Below are 17,819 nucleotides of genomic sequence, written 5' to 3'. Positions count from 1 at the left end.
CCCGCGCCCTGGAAGAAAACAGCGTCATCGTGGCGCAGATGACACCGTTCTTCGACCAGCCAAAGTAACCCTTTGCAGACCCGCGCCCGATGACACCAATCCTTCAGACCGCATTGCCACAAGCGCAGGAAGGCGCGCCACGTTTGCCCGGGACGATGCCTTGCGGTGCCGATGACTGGCTGCGCGTCGATGATGTCTATGCTGGGCAGATGGACTACCGCGCCCGCTTGCTGTGTGACCGGAAAGAGGCGGTCCTTTACGAGAAGGAAGGGTGCGCCGCCAGTTCCGAAGTCTTGGAAGAGGCGCTGAAAATCCTGCCCACCCTGGGGTTTGCTGTATCCGCAACGGATGTCGCCTGCCCTGACGGGCGTGTTGTGGCGATTGATCGCGCGGCACCGCTTTTGACACTGGGTCATCTGGTGCAAGAGGATATCTGTGTGCTTGAAAAGCGCGGCGCAGAACATGTGCTGACCGCCGCCGCCTTGTGTTTTCCCGCAGGCTGGAAACTTGCCGACAAGATAAACCGCCCCCTTATCGGTATTCATGAACCCGTGGATCAGTATGATGACAACATCGCGCGCCGTGTGCAGCGACTCTTCGATGGTGTGCAGGTGGGCCGCCCGCTGTGGCGGTTCAACAAGCTGCGCTATATCGATCCTGACCTGCATCAGCCCTTCAAGCGGGTCAAGGGCGCGCAGATGCCCTTTGTCCGGTCAGAGCGGCAATGCATTCTGCGCCTGCCCCGCACCCATGCTGTGATCTTTACTATTCATACTTATGTCGTGCGCGAATAAGGCGCGACCGTCAGACCGTGCACAGCGCTGCTGATCTGGCCAAAACAAGCGTAGCAATGACTTGGCCGACAACAATCAGGGCGGCATGGCCTTTGTGTGCCCGCAGCCAACCCATCGTCACGTGCCATTTCACGACCATGGCCCAGATCAGAGCGATCAGCTGAACCCCGATCACGGGTTGTGCGCCAAGAACTCCGAAGAGTCCGGTGAGACACGCGCGCGGTGAAATACTGTAGTCCCACGTGAAGTAGAGGGCCGCAAAGGCCAAGCCGATTGCGGCCAGTGTGATCCATGTCGTGACTTTCACCAGCAATGGCCGAGCGGCGTGCCGCATGAACAATGTGCGCAGCAGGAGGAGGGCAACAGCTCCCAGGGCTACCACATAGACAGGCACAGGCATGACGGCGACGTAGAACATGGCGACCTTGACGGGTGAGTTGAAATGACATTGCCGCAACGGATCAGCGACGGTCAAGCGCACGCTGGAAATTGCATCCCGCCGCACTTCCCGCTAGCCATGGCGCAAAGGAGCCCTGAACATGCCGATCGATCCCGTTGCCCTCACTGCCGATCTTGTCCGCTGCCCTTCGGTGACGCCGGAAGAGGGCGGTGCGCTGGTCCTGCTTGAAAAGGTGCTGACCAAAGGCGGGTTCACCTGTACCCGCGTGGATCGGGGCGGCATTTGCAACCTCTATGCCCGCTGGGGGCGGCAGGGCGCGAACCGCACCTTCGGGTTCAACGGGCATACCGATGTGGTCCCTTTGGGGGACGAGGCTGCATGGACCATGCCCCCCTTCGGGGCCGAGATCAAAGACGGCTATCTTTACGGGCGTGGTGCGACGGATATGAAATCAGGCGTCGCGGCCTTTGCCGCCGCCGCGATTGATTTTGTGGCCGAAACCCCGCCGGATGGCGCGGTTGTTCTGGCCATCACCGGTGACGAAGAAGGCGATGCGGTAGACGGGACCACCGCCCTGCTCGATTGGATGGCTGCCAATAATGAGGCGATGTCGGTCTGTCTGGTGGGTGAGCCGACCTGCCCTGATGTCATGGGTGAGGCCATGAAGATCGGGCGGCGCGGGTCGATGACAGCTTTCTTCTCTGTGACCGGCGTACAAGGTCATTCCGCCTATCCGCACCGCGCCAAGAACCCGATGCCTGCCATGGCGCGTCTGATGGATGTGCTGTCGTCGCGGGTGCTGGATGAGGGCACGGATCACTTTGATCCGTCATCCTTGCAAGTGCTGACAATCGACACCGGCAATCCCGCGACCAATGTGATTCCGTCGCAAACGAAGGCCACGGTGAATATCCGTTTCAATGACACGCACACGAGCAAGGACCTGACCGATTGGATGCAAAAAGAAGTTGATAAGGTCGCCGCAGCTTTCGACCTGCGGATCGACATGCGCGTCAGGGTTTCCGGTGAAAGCTTTGTCACCCCGCCCGGTGATCTGTCAGATCTGGTCGGGCGTGCAGTGGAAGCCGAGACAGGGCGCAAGCCGGAGCTTTCCACATCGGGCGGCACTTCTGATGCGCGGTTCGTCAAGGCACACTGCCCTGTCGTCGAGTTCGGACTGGTCGGCAAGACCATGCATCAGGTCGATGAACGGGTGTCGGTGGAACAGATCGGGCAGTTGAAGGCGATCTATACCCGTATCCTGACGGATTATTTTGCTTGAGCGCGACAGCCTGGAGGCGATTGGCTGTTTGCCCGCCCCGTGCTAGGGCTGTGCAATGACACGCATCCCTTCCAAATCAGAAATCCTTGACTGGATCGCCCAGAACCCCACCAAAGCTGCCAAGCGTGATATCGCAAAGGCCTTTGGCATCAAAGGTGCGGCAAGGATTGACCTCAAGCGCCTGCTGAAAGAACTTGAGGAAGCAGGCAAGCTGACCAAGCGGCGCAGCTCTTACCGCGATGCCGAAGACCTGCCGCCCGTCGCGGTGCTGGAGATCACAGGCGCGGACACGGATGGCGATCTTTTCGCCCGTCCGCTCGAATGGAAGGGCGAAGGCGCAGAGCCGCGTATTCTGATGCTGCTGCGCTCCAGCGATCCCGCACTTGGGCAAGGCGACCGCATTCTGGCCCGTCTGACAGTCGACAAGACCGAGGACCACAGCCACACCGCCCGCATGATCCGCCGGATCGGGACAAACCCTTTGCGAATTTTGGGCGTCTTTCGCGCAGGATCAGAGGGTGGCCGTGTCCTGCCGATCGACAAGGGCGCTGACAAACAATGGACCGTGGCCGCCGGTGCAACGGGTGGTGCGAAAGATGGTGAATTGGTCGAGGCCGAACAGGCCGGACCAAAAGGCCGCTTGGGCCTGCCCAAGGCGCGGATCGTCGCCCGCTTGGGTGATCCGACCGAACCGCGCGCCGTGTCCCTGATCGCCATCCACCAGCATGGCATCCCGGATCATTTCCCTGACGCGGCGGTTGCCGAAGCGGATGCAGCCAAACCCGCCAGCCTAAAGGGCCGCAAAGACCTGCGTGACCTGCCCCTGATCACGATTGACCCGTGGGATGCCCGCGACCGCGACGATGCGGTGCTGGTACAGCCCGATCCCGACCCCAAGAACGCAGGCGGCTTTGTTGTCTGGGTCGCGATTGCCGATGTCGCGCATTACGTGACCCCCAATTCCGAACTGGACCACGAGGCCCGCAAGCGCGGCAATTCCACCTATTTCCCGGACCGTGTCGTGCCGATGCTACCCGACACGCTCTCGGGTGATCTGTGTTCTCTGCATGAACACGTCGACCGCGCTTGTCTGGCCGTGGCAATGCGGATCGATTCAGCGGGCAACAAGATTGATCATGCCTTTCATCGCGGCTTGATGCGGTCCGTTGCTTCGCTCAATTATGAAGAAGTACAGTCAGGCATGGATGGGCAACCAGGCGACAAAGTGGCCCCTTTGATGGATGACATCATCACGCCGCTTTACGACGCCTATCACGCCTTGGCCAAGGCCCGTGCCCAGCGCCAACCGCTGGATCTGGACCTGCCTGAACGGCAGATCGTGCTGGACGACAACGGCAAGGTCACCTCTGTTCGCTTCAAGGAACGCCTTGATGCCCATCGGCTGATCGAGGAATTCATGGTGCTGGCCAATGTGGCAGCCGCTGAAACCCTGATCGCCAAGAAATCACCGCTGCTGTTCCGCGTCCACGAAGAACCCAGCCCCGAAAAGCTGGATGCCCTGCGCGAGGTGGCGACGGCATCCGGCCTGACGCTGGCGAAAGGTCAAGTGCTCAAGACCGCGCATCTCAACAAGCTTTTGGCAGGCGCACAAGGGACCGAGAACGACGAGTTGATCAACATGGCCACGCTGCGTGCGATGACGCAGGCCTATTACTTCCCCGAGAACTTCGGGCACTTTGGCCTTGCTTTGCGCGCCTATGCCCATTTCACCTCGCCGATCCGGCGCTATTCCGACCTGATCGTGCATCGCGCACTGATCGCGGCGCATGGCTGGGGCAATGACGGGCTCAGCCCTTGGGATATCGAACATCTGACCGAAACCGCCAAGCTGATCAGCGATACCGAACGCAGGTCGATGACCGCAGAGCGCGATACGACCGACCGGTATCTGGCCGCCTTCCTGTCTGACAGGGTCGGCGCGGAATTGACGGGCCGGATCAGCGGGATCGCCAAGTTCGGAGTGTTTGTCAAACTGAATGAAACCGGCGCCGACGCGATGATCCCGATCCGCACATTGGGCCGAGAGTATTTCCACTATGACGCAGACAGCCAGACCTTGATGGGGTCCGACAGCGGGATGGTGATCAGTCTCGGGCAGCGGGTGACGGTAAAGCTGATCGAAGCGGCGCCGGTGACGGGCGGTTTGATTGTCGAACTGATCTCGCTTGATGACCGGATTATGCCGCGTGGCCCTTCGCAAGGGCGCGGCAAACCGCCACGGCGCAAGATGGGCGCGGCGCGCAGCAAGGCCGCCAAGGTAGCGCGCAAGGTCAAACGCACCCGTAAGTAGCGGCTAGCGCGCGGGCAGATGATAAGTCAGCCCGTGACGGATGAGGTGGCGCAGCCGGTCTGGCGCAATATCAGCACGACTTTTGAAAATGACGGCCCGGTTTCCTTCAATCTCATCAGCGTCCGGGAAGGCCTCGGCGTAGCTGCGAATGATCGAGGTGCCGCAATGTGCAAAGATCGCAACGCCGCCGCCTTTGGCTTGACCAATGCGCAGGGTTGATCCCGCCTTGGTCTGGGCCGTCAGATAGGATGGCTGGCCCCATTTGAGGGTCTCTTCGATTGCGCCCGCCTCTGGCGTGTCTTGGGCCACCTCAAAAATCAACGCGCGCAAGGCCAGTGCCGTGGCTTTGTCTTCAGGCGAGAACCCTTCAAACACCGCAGCAACATGCGCATTAAGGAACGGATGCGTCATGAGAAGGTTCCTTTTGTGCGCGAACATAAGAAGACGGCTTGGTTGCTGGCCAGTCCGTCAGAACAATTGGCGGATCGTCGCGCTGAAACGCAGAGTTGATTTCATCCTGCGTCATTTTCCGATACATTAAAGAAAAAATCAACGGAGGCGAAAATGCACCGCAGGCAATTCATCACAACAAGCATGGCCGCACTGACAGTTGCGCCGTTTGCCCATGCCGACGCGGCAGGGTTTCCGAACTGGATTGCGGGCTTTCGGGGGCGTGCGCGAGCGGCTGGTATCTCTGACCGGACCTTTGATGCAGCCTTTGCCGACGTGCGCTATCTGCAAGACAGCATTGACCGCGACCGCAATCAGGCGGAATTCGTGCGGCCTTTGGCGGACTATCTGTCTTCTGCCGTGTCTGACACCCGCGTGGTCAATGGCCGTGATAAGGTCGGCCGGTTTGCCAATGTGCTGGCACAGATCGAAGCGCGGTTTGATGTTGAACCTCAGGTCGTCACCGCCGTCTGGGGCATGGAAAGCAACTATGGACAGCGGCGTGGTGATACGCCCCTGATCTCGACTCTTGCGACTTTGGCCTATGACGGGCGGCGCGGGGAGTTCTTTGAAAGCCAACTGATCGCTGCCCTGAAAATCTTGCAAAACGGGGATGTTTCTCCTCGCGATATGACCGGCTCCTGGGCCGGTGCGATGGGACATACGCAGTTTATCCCTACATCCTATGAGGCTTATGCCGTGGATTTCACCGGCGATGGTCGCCGCGATATCTGGGCGGACGATCCAACTGATGCTCTGGCGTCCACTGCGGCCTATTTCCGCCGTTTCAATTGGACCAAAGGGCAACCTTGGGGCGTAGAAGTGCGTCTGCCCGCCGGGTTCGATTTCTCGCAAACGAGCCGGAGCGTGACGCGCAACCCCAGCGATTGGGCTCGGGTTGGTGTCGTTGGCGTCGATGGGCGGGCTGTGCCCGATTATGGCGAAGCCACGCTCAGCACGCCAACAGGTGCCGGAGGGCCCGCGTTCCTTTTGTTCCGGAACTACGATGTGATCGGACGCTACAACAACGCCGAGGCCTATATCATCGGTGTCGGGCATCTGAGCGACCGAATTCGCGGGCTTGGACCGCTATCTGCGCCCTTCCCGCCAGACGAACGCCGACTGCTACGCGCCGAACGCACCGAATTGCAGCAGCGCCTGACAAATGCAGGATTTTCAACAGGAGGCGTTGACGGGCGTATCGGACCCAATACGCGCGCCGCGATAAGGGCCTATCAGCGGTCGGTCGGCCTGCCGCCAGATGGGCATCCGTCCTATATGCTACTGCAAAGGCTGCGGTGAACAAGCGCCCCCTTGCATACAGGACGTGAGCATATCCAAGGTCGCTTGCGAGGGGTTTTCAAAGATCATTTCACCACAGGGCTGGGCCTGCATCGTGACTGGCGGATCAGTCGCTTCGACGAAATAGATCGCGTCAACACCACTACGGGCAGACCCGCACCAAGGCCCCAAGCAACCGACTTGCAGCGTAACGTCACTGACGTAGGTGTTTGTGAAACCATCCCGCGTCAGCCCCTTACCTGCAAACCGTGCAGCAATCGGCTCTGGCACGCGCGATTGATCCATCGACGTGCCAGCCGGAAGCGCCCCTTCGTCAAAGGTGAGCCGACCGTAAAGCACGAAATAGCCCTCCGGTGCAGCGGCAAGTTGCTGAAAGGTCGTGATCGGGTCCGGGCGCAGACAGCTGAGCGCCTGCGACTGTCCCCCCAGCATCGCCAGAACGGCTGCGAAAAAGATCGGTCTTATCCGGATCATCCTAGGGTGCGCCACATGAAAATCAAAGCTTCGGGCCAAATTCTGCGAGCACCTGTTCGTAGACCGCGCGTTTGAACGGCACGATGCTGTTCACCAAGTCCTCGGGTGCCATCCATTTCCACGCGGTAAACTCCGGTACTTCAGTCTCGAGGCTGATCTGATGGTCCAAACCGTGAAAGCGCATCAGATACCACTTCTGCTCTTGACCCCGATAACGCCCCTTCCAGATGTTTGGGACAAGGTCGAGCGGCAGGTCATAGCGGATCAAGCCCGCTGTTTCGGCCTCGATGGTCACAAGGCGCGGTACAATGCTGGTTTCCTCTTCCAACTCGCGCAAGGCGGCATCGCGACAGTTTTCGCCTTTGTCCACACCACCTTGTGGCATCTGCCACGCATCGGTATCGCGATCCTTGCGCTGGGCCACAAAGATATGGCCGCGCGGATTGGCGAGCATGATGCCGACACAAGGGCGATAGGGAAGTTCGGCGATTTCGTCAGGGGTCATGAATGGGCCTTGGTGTTTCATCGGGCGTACCTTTTTCGTTTGGCCCAAGATAAAGCGCAATGCCAGCGGTTATGCGATAACAAGCCGTGTTTCATGGCGTATTCGGGAGGCGATCCAGCGCAGATGGTCGCGCCGAAAGGCCAGGCAACCCGCCGTCGGCCTGCCGGGACCGCGCCATTGATGGATAAAAATGGCCGAACCCCGGCCCTTGACCGCATAGGGCCAGTTCCAGTCGGTCAGGATCACAAGATCATACATCGGATCGGCACGGCGCAGCCTTTCGTGGCTGAAAGCATGCGGTGCGCGCACCATCATATTGTAATCTTCGTCCCTGACATCGTCTGACCACAGATCAGATGGACCAATCGGCAGCGCCCAATCGGCAGGCCGCGCCATCCGGTCCGGACGGTAGAGCATCCCGACAATCCGGTGTGTGCCGCGCGGGGTCGCCCCGTCCCCCTCTTTCTTGCGCGCCGACAACCCGCCGCGCCCGATGGTGCAGGGAAAGCGGCGGTTCATGAACCGCAGATGTGTGGGTGTCAGGACTAGGTCGGTGCATTTCATGAGGCAAGCCATACCGAAAGAAAACCAGCCTGTCAGTTCAGAAGACGCGCAATATCGGCAACGCGCGCGAGGTCATCCTTGAGTGACAGACTTTGCCGCGCGCGGTCCATGGCCAAAACAGACTGGCGCTGCGCTTGCGCCTCAAACTCCGGGCAATCCAGAAGTGACAGCGACAGAAAGGCTTTTTGCAACCTTATCCCCACTTCGACGATCCCCGCGCCATCGCGCGCGATTGCGGTAAAGGCATCGCCAAACATTTCTTGCAACGACAAAGCAGGCACGATCACCCGATCATATTGGACCTTTGCGGTTTCGTTCTGCTTAAGAGGTTCGGCCCACCCTGCAAAAAGCCGGACAAAGCGTCCGATGATGACGATGGCAGTACCGTGATCGTTGACCGCAGGCGACAAAGCGCGGGCCGCGATTTCGGACAGGACAACAAGCCCGAAACGCGGATCATCTTCAAAACTGCGGTTATCGCCGATGATGAATGTATCGGTGATTTTGCGGGCGAGTGACTTGTCGATGGCATCCGGCCTGTCCAAGATCACGACAGGCCGCCCCGGCGCAAGAAAGGCCCCCGGCATCGCATCGACCATGATCCGCAGGTCGTTGTCTTCCGCAATCTGTTGAAGGTCTTCCATAACGATGTACTGGACATAGCCGATCTCGTTGCAAAAGACCTTGCAGCCTGTTGTTTCATTGCCTGATATCTTCTCGACCCCGCCCAAAAAGGGATTGAGGCGGCGCGCGTTCAGGCTGTTGCGGGCGGCGACTTCGGCCTTGTCGATCGTATTTCCCAAACGGCCAAGGCGCGCGATGTTGTCGACCCAGCGCACGAAGGTCAGTACCACCCATGCAAAGATCGCCAGTGTCATGATGAACAGCACGAACAGCCCGCCCTGATCGTAAAATCCGGTCTTCAATGCCACCAGCGAGACAATGCTGAAAATGAAAGCGCCAATAAAGCTCGACAGCGCGGTCTGCGACACGTCGTCAGCCAGCACCAGCGTGAAGGCACGCGGTGTCGCCGAGGCACTTGCCGAGGCATAGCTGGACACCATCGAACCGACCGCAAAGGTCGCAACGGCCAGCATCGACGACGAGATGATCGTCAGAAGGGTCTGAATGGTGTCCGGCGTGATCTTTGGCAACAAAGACGCATAGGATCCGTAGTCGGCAAGCCGTGCCACAAACGATCCGACAACGGCAATGACACAGTAAAGCAAGGGTTTGGCCCAGAGGCGTTTGCGCAACTGCAAAATGCTATGGATGATATGCGTCTTCATAAAGCCAACTTTCTAAAGCCCGAATGGAACACTTTCCATCGGGTTGGAGGCCGCCAGAGACTTGCAGCATAACGGTTCTGCCGCGTTGCACCAGCTTTTGCCCCCGTGGAGAAGTCTTCACTTCATAACACCAAAGCGCAATGGCGTGGATTGGTCGCGCCGCGTTGTTATCAAAATACTAAGGCAATAACCTTAATTTTCTTGACCCACAGCTTCACTTCGTTTTACTAAGGTATATGCCTTACCATTCCACACCTCTTGATCTGGCCTTTCACGCCCTTAGCGACCCGACCCGCCGCGCGGTGGTGTCGCGGCTGGCCGAAGGCGAAGCGCCTGTCAGCGCACTTGCAGCCCCATTTGACATGGCGCTGCCTTCTTTTGCCCAGCATCTCAAGGTGTTGGAAGACTGCGGGTTGATCACCAGCGAAAAGCGCGGACGCAGCCGCTGGTGCAGGCTGGTGCCGACGCGCTTCGAAGAAGCGGCGGATTGGATGCAAGCGGAACGCCGACACTGGGTAGAGCGGCTGGATCGGCTGGAGACCTATCTGGACAAAAGGGGAAACGATCATGAATGACACAAAAAGCCCAATCGAGACTTGGTCGCTTGATCGAGAAATCGTGCTGGTCAAGCTGCTGAACCATCCACGCGAAAAGGTCTTTGCTGCATGGATGGACCCTCAAGCATTGGCAAAATGGTTCGGTCCGGATGGTCTGGACATCGAAACCCATGAAAGCGATATCCGCGAAGGCGGGATCTGGCGGTTTGACATGGTCGGCATATTCGAGGGCAAAGAACAGCGCTTCGCGAACCACATGCACTTTCTAGAGATTGTGCCGAACGAACGGATCGTGATGGATTACGGCACACCCGCCCCCGACGACCCGGACCGTTTCCGCATGACGGTGACTTTCGATGAACAGTCTGATGGCAAGACGGTTCTGACCTTGCGGCAGCTTCACCCAAGCCGCATACGGCGTCAGGCGGTCATCGCCTTTGGCGCGGTCGGATACGGCCTGCAAACATTGGATAGTCTTGCTGCATGGCTGGACGGTTGATCCCGTGACCACTTTGGGACGCGCCCTTGGATTGAGGCGAACGACCTATAGCAAATGCCCTGATTTGGCAGCCTTGGTCGCAAGGTAATGATGGTTATGCCGGTTCTCGCCCACTTTCAGCGGGACCCGTTCGGTCACTTTGATCCCGCAGCTTTCCATGCGGGCGACTTTGGCGGGGTTGTTTGTCATCAGGCGCACGGACGAAAAGCCCATACGCCGCAAAATCTCGGCCCCGATCCGGAAATCGCGTTCGTCATCCTCGAACCCAAGCCTGTGGTTGGCTTCGACCGTGTCAAAGCCCTGATCCTGCAAGGAATAGGCCCGCATCTTGTTGGCCAGACCGATACCGCGGCCTTCTTGGTTGAGGTAAAGCAGCACACCCGCACCCTCAGCCCCCATCTGTGCCAGAGCACCGCGCAACTGTGGACCACAGTCGCATTTCAGTGATCCCAGCAGGTCGCCGGTAAAACAGGCTGAATGCAATCGCGACAACACAGGTTTTGACCTGTCGGGCTGGCCGATCTCTACTGCATAGTGTTCCTCTGCCCCGTCATCAGGGCGGAAAATATGCAATCGCCCTGCCTCTGAGACGTCAAGCGGCAGGCGGGCACTGATAATCGGGTTGAGCGGGCTGAGACCGGTATCAAGTGCTGCCGCAGCCGGAATCAGCGTGAGGTTGTTCTGGATTGCAAAGCCTGCCGCATCTTCGACCGGCAAGACCACGGCAGCAGGCAAAAGGCGCGCTGCCTTGACCAGCGCGATAGCTGCGCGATGCAGATCGGCAGAGCCTTCGCGCGACGTTTGCAACGGCCCCTTCATCGGGGCACGCAGATCATCCGCCGGGTCCGCGATGGCCCGCACCCAAGACAATTTGGCATCCGGCGGCAACACGATCCGGGCGATATCGCCGTCATAGGCGCGAGCCTTCAGTGTTTGCGCGCGCCAACCGGTAACCGCCAGAACTGGCGTACCGCCCAAAGTCCGCAAATCAGCCAGTCGCGCGGCATCCAGTGTTTCAGCAGCCAGCACCAGCGCCCCGCCTTCCAGCACAACAGGCACCCCCATGCGCAAATCTGCACGGGCGCGGGCCAGTCGTTCTGTAATGTCGGGGGCAAATCCCATGCGCCTCAGCCTCTCATTTGTTTCAACTGATAGCCGTTTCAGAGGCAAAGTGAAACATTTGCACGTTCAATCACACATCCGTGTGAAATTTTCATCCCACAGCTTGTTCGCGCCGTAACAACACCACAAGTCTAGAGACGTAACCAAGGAGAATGTCATGGGACAGCTCAAGAGAATTTTGCTGGTAGATGATGATGACGATCTGCGCGAGGCGCTGGGCGAACAGTTGTTGATGACCGAAGACTTTGACGTCTTCGAGGCCGATGATGGCGCCAGCGCCATGGTGAAAGCCAAAGAGGGTCTTTACGACTTGATGATCCTTGATGTGGGCCTGCCCGACACCGACGGGCGCGAATTGTGCCGCCTGATGCGCAAGCAAGGCGTGAAATGCCCGATTGTCATGCTGACCGCCCAAGACAGCGACGCCGACACGATTTACGGCCTTGATGCAGGTGCGAACGACTACATCAGCAAACCGTTCAAGTTTCCGGTCCTTCTGGCCCGTATTCGCAGCCAGTTGCGCACCCATGAACAGTCCGAAGATGCCGTGTTCCAGCTTGGGCCCTACACGTTCAAGCCCGCGCAAAAGATGCTGATTACCGAAGACGACAAAAAAGTGCGCCTGACGGAAAAGGAAACGAACATCCTCAAGTTCCTTTATCGCGCCACCGAGGGTGTCGTTGCCCGTGATGTGCTGCTGCACGAGGTTTGGGGCTATAATGCGGGTGTCACCACGCACACATTAGAGACACATATTTACCGTCTTCGCCAAAAAATAGAACCAGATCCGTCCAATGCCCGCCTTCTTGTGACCGAATCCGGCGGCTATAGATTGGTGGCGTAGTACTCCATCCCGGTGATCTGGACCTTCCCTGCCAGATTACCGGGTTCCCAAGTTCCCGCAGGAGATCGGGTTATATCTCCACCTCCCTGTTGGACTTGCCCGGGCCTTGTGCCCGGGCTTTTTTTTGCCTCTGGCTATTTGTCCGAAGGGCCCTATCTTCGAGACAAACAGAAAAACGGGGATCAATGATGAAAACTTCAAGTGACTTCATGGCAGAGGCTAATGCGGTTGTCCCGCGACTGACTGCCCAAGAAGCGATCGAGAAATACAAGGCAGGCGGCGGCGTCTTTGTGGATGTGCGCGATAGCGGTGCCATTGCAAAGTCCGGCACGATCGCTGGTGCGCATCGTATTGCCCGTGGAATGATGGAATTTGTGGCCGATCCTGCCACATCCTATCACAACAACGCGCTGCAAAAAGACGCTGAAATCTATCTTGTCTGTGGCGCCGGAGGACAGGCTGCCCTTGCAGGTAAGACATTGATTGACATGGGCTTTACCAATGTAACCAACATTGGTGGCTTTGCCGACTGGAAAGACGCCGGCGGCGCGATCGAGGATTAATCCAGCGCCTGCGCCCAATCCGCGATCAGGTCGTCGATATCCTCTATCCCGACAGAGACACGGATCAGGTTTTCCGGAATACCGGTATGCGGTTCGATCGTATGCCGGTGTTCCACCAAGCTCTCTATACCGCCCAATGAGGTCGCCCGCAGGAAAAGCACAAGCTTGCCGACGACGCGCAAGGCGTCAGTGCGATCGCCTTTGACCAAGACCGACAAAAGACTGCCAAAGCCCCCCTGCATCTGTTTGGTTGCGGTCGCGTAGCCGGGGTGGCTTGGCAAGCCGGGGTAGTACACGTTTTCCACTTTCGGATGCGCCATCAGATACTCCGCCAGCACTTGGGCGTTCTGCGACATGCGTTCCACGCGCAGGGGCAAAGTGCGCATCGCCCGAATCAAAAGCCAAGCCTCGAACGGCCCCAGAATCGCGCCCGCCATTTTTCGGTCACTTTTGATCGCCTGCCAGATTGTGGCATCTTTGGCGCGGGTCGACAGCACACCGGCCAAAACATCGGAATGGCCGTTGATCCCTTTGGTCGCCGAATGCATGACGATATCGGCCCCATGATCCAAGGCACGGGTCAGGATCGGGGTCGCTGCGGTGGCATCAACAACAAGTGTCGCATCGGTGAGATCGGCAAGCGCCTGAATATCGACCGTTTTGAGCCAAGGGTTCGAAGGTGTTTCGACAAAGACCAGATCAGCCTTTCGGGTTTTGCAAGTGGCGGCAAGGTCGTCAGCATCGACCTCGATCAGGGTAATCTCGCGTCTTGCACAGAAATCGCGGATCCAGGCCGTCGTGCCCCAGTAGATACCGGATTGCAGGATCGCAGTCCCGCCGTTGGGAAGCGTGCGAAACACGGCTGCAATTGCCGCCATGCCCGAAGGGAATAGCAGCGTTTCCGCAGCGTTTTCGAGCGCGCAAAGAACAGCCTCGGCCTGCCGCAGGTTATCAGAATTGTCGCGCGAATAGATATTGTCAGGCCGGACCAGATCATAATTCTCGTCACGCAAAAAAGTGGTCGAGGGCTGCAAAGCAGGCACCACGCCGCCCGACTGGGGGTCTAGCGCGCCTGCGGCATGGGCTGCGATCGTGGCGGGTTTGTGCGATTTATCCATGGTGCTTTGTGGCGCGTCCTGCAGGTGGTGCGCAAGGGGGAAGATGGGGATGAAAAACGTGGTCAGGTCACGAACTGATCGCGCCCATAGCCCTGCAAATACAAGAGCGCTGTCAGATCACCGTGGTTGATCCGCACGTCGCACTGCGCCTGCACCGAAGGCTTTGCATGAAGCGCAACGCCGGTTCCGGCAAGTCCCAACATACCAAGGTCATTGGCTCCGTCACCAACAGCCAGAACGTCGGCAGGCGTGATACCCAGACGTGTCGTGATCTCTTGCAGTGCTTCGACCTTGGCCGCTTTGCCCAGGATCGGGCGCGCCACTTCGCCGGTCAGCTTGCCCTCGGCGATCAGCAACGTATTGGCGCGGTTTTCGTCAAACCCGAGCGCTGCCGCGACGCGCGCCGTAAAGGCCGTGAACCCGCCTGACACCAGTGCGGCATAGGCTCCATGTGCCTTCATCGTGTTCACCAACTCGTACCCGCCGGGCATATAGCTGATCCGCTGGTCCAGCACCTGTTCGATCATGGGTTCTGGCAAGTCTTTCAGCAGACCAACCCTTTCGATCAAAGCAGCCTCGAAATCCAACTCGCCATTCATCGCCCGCGCGGTGATATCGGCGACATAAGCGCCAACCCCCGCCTCGGCGGCCAGTTCGTCGATACATTCTTGCCGGATCATGGTGCTGTCCATGTCGGCCAGCAGCATCTTCTTGCGCCGCCCTTCAAGGGGTTGGATCACCAGATCAACGCAGCCTTGTTGCAGGTCCGCCCAGACATCCCATTGATTGTCAGGCGTGACAGGGATCACAAATTCCGCTGCCTCGTCGATGGCAAGCCAGTTGGCATCGCCACCGCCCCAAGCATTGCGCAGGTTATCCACCAAGGCCGCGTCAAGATTGCGCTCTTGGGGTGTGGTGATCAGGGTAACAACCTGCATGGCAGACCTCATTGCATTGATACGCGAGGTCTACCGCTGTCAGGCGCGTTTGCCACCCCCCTAAAAGTCGAATAGCTCGCTCAGGAAGCTGTCACGCTTTTTCTTGGGGCGGTAGTCGCCGCGATATTCGCCACGGTCATCGCGCGGGGCGGGGGGTGGTGTCATGGCAGCGCCAGAGCGCTCGATGATCTTGTCCAGCTCGCCACGATCCAGCCAGACGCCACGACATTCGGGGCAATAATCAATCTCGACCCCGCTCCGGTCAGAGATAACAAGCGTGGCACCGTCGATGGGACATTTCATTCTGTGTTCCTTTTTGCTGATTTCAGGACCCAGATATGAATTTGATTTCCCGTTGCAACGCATGCGGCGACACGCCGCGCGTTTCCGATGCGCGTCGTGCGTGTCGCAATATTTATGCCGACTGCCGGATTTGGATCATTTTTCCGCTTGTGAGGCGGCTGATCTCGCTCTATCTGCGGCGGTGGGACACCCTTCCCCAACGAAGGGCGCATATCTGTGAGGATACCAGCAATGGTTATGACCAAACCGGCAGCGCGGCCGGCTAACGCGCGTTTTTCTTCTGGCCCCTGTGCCAAACCCCCCGTCTGGAAACTGGAGTCTTTGCGCGACGCCCCTTTGGGTCGGTCGCACCGTGCAGGCGTCGGCAAGGCCAAGCTGGCCGAAGCCATCGACCTGACCCGCGAGATTTTGGGCGTCCCTGCGGATTACCGCATCGGGATCGTACCCGCCTCTGATACCGGTGCCTTCGAGATGGCAATGTGGTCGCTTTTGGGTGAACGCCCCGCCGAAATGGTTGCATGGGAAAGCTTTGGCGCAGGCTGGGTCAGCGATGTCGTCAAGCAGCTCAAGATCGAAGCAACGGTCCACACCGCCGAATACGGCGAGATCGTCGATATGGCAGCCCTGAACTATGACAATGACGTCTGCTTTACCTGGAACGGCACGACTTCGGGCGTGCGCGTCGTGTCGGGCGATGTGATCCCCGGTGATCGCGCGGGCCTGACGCTGTGCGATGCGACCTCTGCTGCTTTTGCACAGGACCTGCCATGGGACAAGCTGGATGTGACTACCTTTAGTTGGCAAAAAGTCATGGGCGGCGAAGCGGCTCATGGCATGCTGATCCTCAGCCCCCGCGCAGTGGAGCGGCTGGAAAGCTATACCCCCGCATGGCCCCTGCCCAAGATTTTCCGCCTGACCTCTGGCGGGAAACTGATCGAGGGTATTTTCAAAGGCGAAACCATCAACACCCCCTCCATGCTGGCGGTCGAGGACTACCTTGTTGCGCTCAAATGGGGCCGCTCGATTGGCGGGCTTGATGCGCTGATGCATCGCGCCAATGCCAACGCCCGCGCAATCTGGAATTTCTGCGCCGCCAAGCCTTGGATTGACAATCTGGCAAGCGATCCCGCCACACGGTCCAATACATCCGTGTGCCTGAAATTCACCGACGACCGGATCAAGGATGGTGCAGCCTTTGCCAAAGCCGTTGCCAAACGGCTTGAGGCCGAAGCGATTGCGCTGGATATCGGGGCTTACCGCGATGCGCCTGCCGGTCTGCGGATCTGGTGCGGCGCGACGGTCGAAACCTCTGATATCGAGGCGATGCTGCCTTGGCTGGAATGGGCGTTCGAGACTGAAATCGCCGCTCTGACCTAATTCCCCCTGTTTTCGAAATCTTAAGGCCAGCCGCGCAAGTCCAAACCATGTGACCGCGCTGGCCCACCCCAAAAGGACATCTCAAATGGCTCCTCGTGTACTCATCTCTGACAAACTTTCCGACGCCGCCGTGCAAATCTTCAAGGACCGCGGCATTGACGTGGATTTCCAGCCCGATCTGGGCAAGGACAAAGACAAACTGCTGGAGGTGATCGGCCAATATGACGGCCTTGCCATCCGGTCCGCCACCAAAGCGACCGAAAAGATCATCGCGGCGGCCACCAACCTCAAGGTCATTGGCCGTGCGGGGATCGGTGTGGATAACGTCGATATTCCAGCCGCCTCCAAGAAGGGCATCATCGTGATGAACACGCCATTCGGCAACTCGATCACGACCGCCGAACACGCGATTTCCCTGATGATGGCCGTTGCCCGCCAAATCCCGGAAGCCAATGCTTCGACCCACGCCGGCAAATGGGAAAAATCCCGCTTTATGGGCGTGGAACTGACCGGAAAGACGCTGGGCGTCATCGGCGCAGGCAACATCGGGTCGATCGTGATTGACCGCGCGCAAGGGCTGCGGATGAAGGTCGTGGCCTATGATCCTTTCCTCTCCGAAGATCGCGCGACAGAGATCGGCGTTGAAAAACTGGAACTGGACGAACTGCTGGCCCGCGCTGATTTCATCACCATGCACGTGCCTTTGACGGACCAGACCAAGAATATTCTGTCCAAGGAAAACATCGCCAAACTGAAGCCCGGCGTGCGTATCGTGAACTGCGCGCGCGGCGGTCTGGTGGATGAGGCGGCCTTGGCCGAAGCGCTGAAAGAGGGCCGTGTTGCGGGCGCTGCATTCGACGTTTTTGCGGTGGAACCCGCCACAGAAAGCCCCCTGTTCAACCTGCCCAACGTCGTTGTGACCCCGCACTTGGGCGCGGCCACAACCGAGGCACAAGAGAACGTGGCATTGCAGGTCGCAGAACAAATGTCGGATTACCTGCTGACAGGTGCGGTGCAGAACGCGCTGAACATGCCATCGGTCACGGCAGAAGAAGCCAAGGTCATGGGTCCCTGGATCAAGCTGACCGGCCATCTGGGCAACTTTATCGGCCAGATGACGGACGAGC

General features: G+C 58.8%; 21 protein-coding genes. 11 read left to right on the top strand and 10 right to left on the bottom strand.

Annotated features, from left to right (window positions below; all coding sequences use genetic code 11):
• Positions 1–89: 89 nt before the first annotated feature.
• Positions 90–794 carry a DUF3445 domain-containing protein gene (locus tag NWQ23_RS06040; RefSeq protein ID WP_306165357.1) on the top strand — a complete coding sequence of 235 codons (705 nt, stop codon included), beginning with the start codon at positions 90–92 and terminating at the stop codon, positions 792–794.
• 10 nt (positions 795–804) lie between these two features.
• On the opposite strand, the gene NWQ23_RS06035 is transcribed toward NWQ23_RS06040, so the two are convergent.
• Positions 805–1,275, bottom strand: coding sequence for a hypothetical protein (locus NWQ23_RS06035; protein WP_306165356.1), 471 nt, complete (start codon positions 1,273–1,275; stop codon positions 805–807).
• Positions 1,276–1,333: 58 nt separating this feature from the next.
• Between NWQ23_RS06035 and dapE the strand changes: the two genes are divergently transcribed.
• Both dapE and rnr read left to right on the top strand, forming a co-directional pair.
• Positions 1,334–2,476, top strand: coding sequence for a succinyl-diaminopimelate desuccinylase (gene dapE / locus NWQ23_RS06030; protein WP_306165355.1), 1,143 nt, complete (start codon positions 1,334–1,336; stop codon positions 2,474–2,476).
• Positions 2,477–2,531: 55 nt separating this feature from the next.
• On the top strand, positions 2,532–4,787 hold the full coding sequence (gene rnr / locus NWQ23_RS06025; protein ID WP_306165354.1) for a ribonuclease R: 2,256 nt from the start codon (positions 2,532–2,534) through the stop codon (positions 4,785–4,787).
• Between the two features lie 3 nt (positions 4,788–4,790).
• On the opposite strand, the gene NWQ23_RS06020 is transcribed toward rnr, so the two are convergent.
• Positions 4,791–5,198, bottom strand: a complete 408-nt coding sequence (locus NWQ23_RS06020; protein ID WP_306165353.1) for a DUF1801 domain-containing protein — start codon at positions 5,196–5,198, stop codon at positions 4,791–4,793.
• Positions 5,199–5,381: 183 nt separating this feature from the next.
• Here NWQ23_RS06020 and NWQ23_RS06015 point away from each other — a divergent pair, with 183 nt between their 5' ends.
• Positions 5,382–6,539: a lytic murein transglycosylase gene (locus tag NWQ23_RS06015; RefSeq protein ID WP_306165358.1), complete on the top strand. Its 1,158-nt coding sequence runs from the start codon at positions 5,382–5,384 to the stop codon at positions 6,537–6,539.
• Here NWQ23_RS06015 and NWQ23_RS06010 read toward each other — a convergent pair.
• From NWQ23_RS06010 to NWQ23_RS05995, 4 genes are all read right to left on the bottom strand, one after another.
• Positions 6,519–7,013, bottom strand: a complete 495-nt coding sequence (locus NWQ23_RS06010; RefSeq protein WP_306165352.1) for a hypothetical protein — start codon at positions 7,011–7,013, stop codon at positions 6,519–6,521. The genes NWQ23_RS06015 and NWQ23_RS06010 overlap by 21 nt on opposite strands.
• Before the next feature lie 22 nt (positions 7,014–7,035).
• On the bottom strand, positions 7,036–7,518 hold the full coding sequence (locus NWQ23_RS06005; RefSeq protein ID WP_306165351.1) for an RNA pyrophosphohydrolase: 483 nt from the start codon (positions 7,516–7,518) through the stop codon (positions 7,036–7,038).
• A 69-nt stretch (positions 7,519–7,587) separates the two neighbouring features.
• Positions 7,588–8,082: a L,D-transpeptidase gene (locus NWQ23_RS06000; RefSeq protein ID WP_306165350.1), complete on the bottom strand. Its 495-nt coding sequence runs from the start codon at positions 8,080–8,082 to the stop codon at positions 7,588–7,590.
• A gap of 32 nt (positions 8,083–8,114) precedes the next feature.
• Positions 8,115–9,371, bottom strand: coding sequence for a DUF2254 domain-containing protein (locus tag NWQ23_RS05995; protein ID WP_306165349.1), 1,257 nt, complete (start codon positions 9,369–9,371; stop codon positions 8,115–8,117).
• A gap of 236 nt (positions 9,372–9,607) precedes the next feature.
• Between NWQ23_RS05995 and NWQ23_RS05990 the strand changes: the two genes are divergently transcribed.
• Both NWQ23_RS05990 and NWQ23_RS05985 read left to right on the top strand, forming a co-directional pair.
• Complete coding sequence (locus NWQ23_RS05990; protein WP_306165348.1) at positions 9,608–9,946, top strand: helix-turn-helix transcriptional regulator; 339 nt, start codon at positions 9,608–9,610, stop codon at positions 9,944–9,946.
• Positions 9,939–10,427 carry an SRPBCC family protein gene (locus NWQ23_RS05985; protein ID WP_306165347.1) on the top strand — a complete coding sequence of 163 codons (489 nt, stop codon included), beginning with the start codon at positions 9,939–9,941 and terminating at the stop codon, positions 10,425–10,427. The genes NWQ23_RS05990 and NWQ23_RS05985 overlap by 8 nt, the downstream gene beginning before the upstream one ends.
• 45 nt (positions 10,428–10,472) lie before the next feature.
• Here NWQ23_RS05985 and ribA read toward each other — a convergent pair whose 3' ends face one another.
• On the bottom strand, positions 10,473–11,549 hold the full coding sequence (ribA, locus tag NWQ23_RS05980) for a GTP cyclohydrolase II (protein ID WP_306165346.1): 1,077 nt from the start codon (positions 11,547–11,549) through the stop codon (positions 10,473–10,475).
• 157 nt (positions 11,550–11,706) lie between these two features.
• Between ribA and NWQ23_RS05975 the strand changes: the two genes are divergently transcribed.
• A complete protein-coding gene (locus tag NWQ23_RS05975) occupies positions 11,707–12,393 on the top strand; it encodes a response regulator transcription factor (RefSeq protein ID WP_306165345.1) in 687 nt (228 codons plus the stop codon).
• A gap of 188 nt (positions 12,394–12,581) precedes the next feature.
• Positions 12,582–12,956 carry a rhodanese-like domain-containing protein gene (locus NWQ23_RS05970; RefSeq protein ID WP_306165344.1) on the top strand — a complete coding sequence of 125 codons (375 nt, stop codon included), beginning with the start codon at positions 12,582–12,584 and terminating at the stop codon, positions 12,954–12,956.
• Here the strand turns inward: NWQ23_RS05970 and NWQ23_RS05965 are convergent.
• The 3 genes from NWQ23_RS05965 to NWQ23_RS05955 form a co-directional block, all read right to left on the bottom strand.
• Positions 12,953–14,074 carry a PLP-dependent aspartate aminotransferase family protein gene (locus tag NWQ23_RS05965; protein ID WP_306165343.1) on the bottom strand — a complete coding sequence of 374 codons (1,122 nt, stop codon included), beginning with the start codon at positions 14,072–14,074 and terminating at the stop codon, positions 12,953–12,955. The two genes, NWQ23_RS05970 and NWQ23_RS05965, sit on opposite strands and share 4 nt — an antisense overlap.
• Before the next feature lie 62 nt (positions 14,075–14,136).
• Positions 14,137–15,012, bottom strand: coding sequence for a phosphoserine phosphatase SerB (gene serB / locus NWQ23_RS05960; protein WP_306165341.1), 876 nt, complete (start codon positions 15,010–15,012; stop codon positions 14,137–14,139).
• A gap of 60 nt (positions 15,013–15,072) precedes the next feature.
• A complete protein-coding gene (locus NWQ23_RS05955; protein WP_306165340.1) occupies positions 15,073–15,315 on the bottom strand; it encodes a zf-TFIIB domain-containing protein in 243 nt (80 codons plus the stop codon).
• Between the two features lie 35 nt (positions 15,316–15,350).
• Here NWQ23_RS05955 and NWQ23_RS05950 point away from each other — a divergent pair, with 35 nt between their 5' ends.
• The 3 genes from NWQ23_RS05950 to serA all read left to right on the top strand — a co-directional run.
• Positions 15,351–15,581, top strand: coding sequence for a hypothetical protein (locus tag NWQ23_RS05950; protein WP_306165339.1), 231 nt, complete (start codon positions 15,351–15,353; stop codon positions 15,579–15,581).
• Positions 15,547–16,692 carry a phosphoserine transaminase gene (locus tag NWQ23_RS05945; RefSeq protein WP_306165338.1) on the top strand — a complete coding sequence of 382 codons (1,146 nt, stop codon included), beginning with the start codon at positions 15,547–15,549 and terminating at the stop codon, positions 16,690–16,692. Before NWQ23_RS05950 ends, NWQ23_RS05945 begins: the two co-directional genes overlap by 35 nt.
• A gap of 85 nt (positions 16,693–16,777) precedes the next feature.
• On the top strand, positions 16,778–17,819 hold a 1,042-nt coding region (gene serA, locus NWQ23_RS05940), incomplete at its 3' end, for a phosphoglycerate dehydrogenase (protein WP_306165337.1).

The sequence above is a fragment of the Yoonia sp. genome (assembly GCF_030731595.1).
Classification (GTDB): Bacteria; Pseudomonadota; Alphaproteobacteria; order Rhodobacterales; family Rhodobacteraceae; genus Yoonia.
This window is presented reverse-complemented; position numbering and strand designations above follow the sequence as displayed.

Bases quoted from the DNA above. Each gene is read 5' to 3' on its own strand.
- NWQ23_RS06040 (WP_306165357.1), top strand. From the start codon at position 90: ATGACACCAATCCTTCAGACCGCATTGCCACAAGCGCAGGAAGGCGCG.
- dapE (WP_306165355.1), top strand. From the start codon at position 1,334: ATGCCGATCGATCCCGTTGCCCTCACTGCCGATCTTGTCCGCTGCCCT.
- rnr (WP_306165354.1), top strand. From the start codon at position 2,532: ATGACACGCATCCCTTCCAAATCAGAAATCCTTGACTGGATCGCCCAG.
- NWQ23_RS06020 (WP_306165353.1), bottom strand. From the start codon at position 5,198: ATGACGCATCCGTTCCTTAATGCGCATGTTGCTGCGGTGTTTGAAGGG.
- NWQ23_RS06015 (WP_306165358.1), top strand. From the start codon at position 5,382: ATGGCCGCACTGACAGTTGCGCCGTTTGCCCATGCCGACGCGGCAGGG.
- NWQ23_RS06010 (WP_306165352.1), bottom strand. From the start codon at position 7,013: ATGATCCGGATAAGACCGATCTTTTTCGCAGCCGTTCTGGCGATGCTG.
- NWQ23_RS06005 (WP_306165351.1), bottom strand. From the start codon at position 7,518: ATGACCCCTGACGAAATCGCCGAACTTCCCTATCGCCCTTGTGTCGGC.
- NWQ23_RS06000 (WP_306165350.1), bottom strand. From the start codon at position 8,082: ATGAAATGCACCGACCTAGTCCTGACACCCACACATCTGCGGTTCATG.
- NWQ23_RS05995 (WP_306165349.1), bottom strand. From the start codon at position 9,371: ATGAAGACGCATATCATCCATAGCATTTTGCAGTTGCGCAAACGCCTC.
- NWQ23_RS05990 (WP_306165348.1), top strand. From the start codon at position 9,608: ATGCCTTACCATTCCACACCTCTTGATCTGGCCTTTCACGCCCTTAGC.
- NWQ23_RS05985 (WP_306165347.1), top strand. From the start codon at position 9,939: ATGAATGACACAAAAAGCCCAATCGAGACTTGGTCGCTTGATCGAGAA.
- ribA (WP_306165346.1), bottom strand. From the start codon at position 11,549: ATGGGATTTGCCCCCGACATTACAGAACGACTGGCCCGCGCCCGTGCA.
- NWQ23_RS05975 (WP_306165345.1), top strand. From the start codon at position 11,707: ATGGGACAGCTCAAGAGAATTTTGCTGGTAGATGATGATGACGATCTG.
- NWQ23_RS05970 (WP_306165344.1), top strand. From the start codon at position 12,582: ATGAAAACTTCAAGTGACTTCATGGCAGAGGCTAATGCGGTTGTCCCG.
- NWQ23_RS05965 (WP_306165343.1), bottom strand. From the start codon at position 14,074: ATGGATAAATCGCACAAACCCGCCACGATCGCAGCCCATGCCGCAGGC.
- serB (WP_306165341.1), bottom strand. From the start codon at position 15,012: ATGCAGGTTGTTACCCTGATCACCACACCCCAAGAGCGCAATCTTGAC.
- NWQ23_RS05955 (WP_306165340.1), bottom strand. From the start codon at position 15,315: ATGAAATGTCCCATCGACGGTGCCACGCTTGTTATCTCTGACCGGAGC.
- NWQ23_RS05950 (WP_306165339.1), top strand. From the start codon at position 15,351: ATGAATTTGATTTCCCGTTGCAACGCATGCGGCGACACGCCGCGCGTT.
- NWQ23_RS05945 (WP_306165338.1), top strand. From the start codon at position 15,547: ATGGTTATGACCAAACCGGCAGCGCGGCCGGCTAACGCGCGTTTTTCT.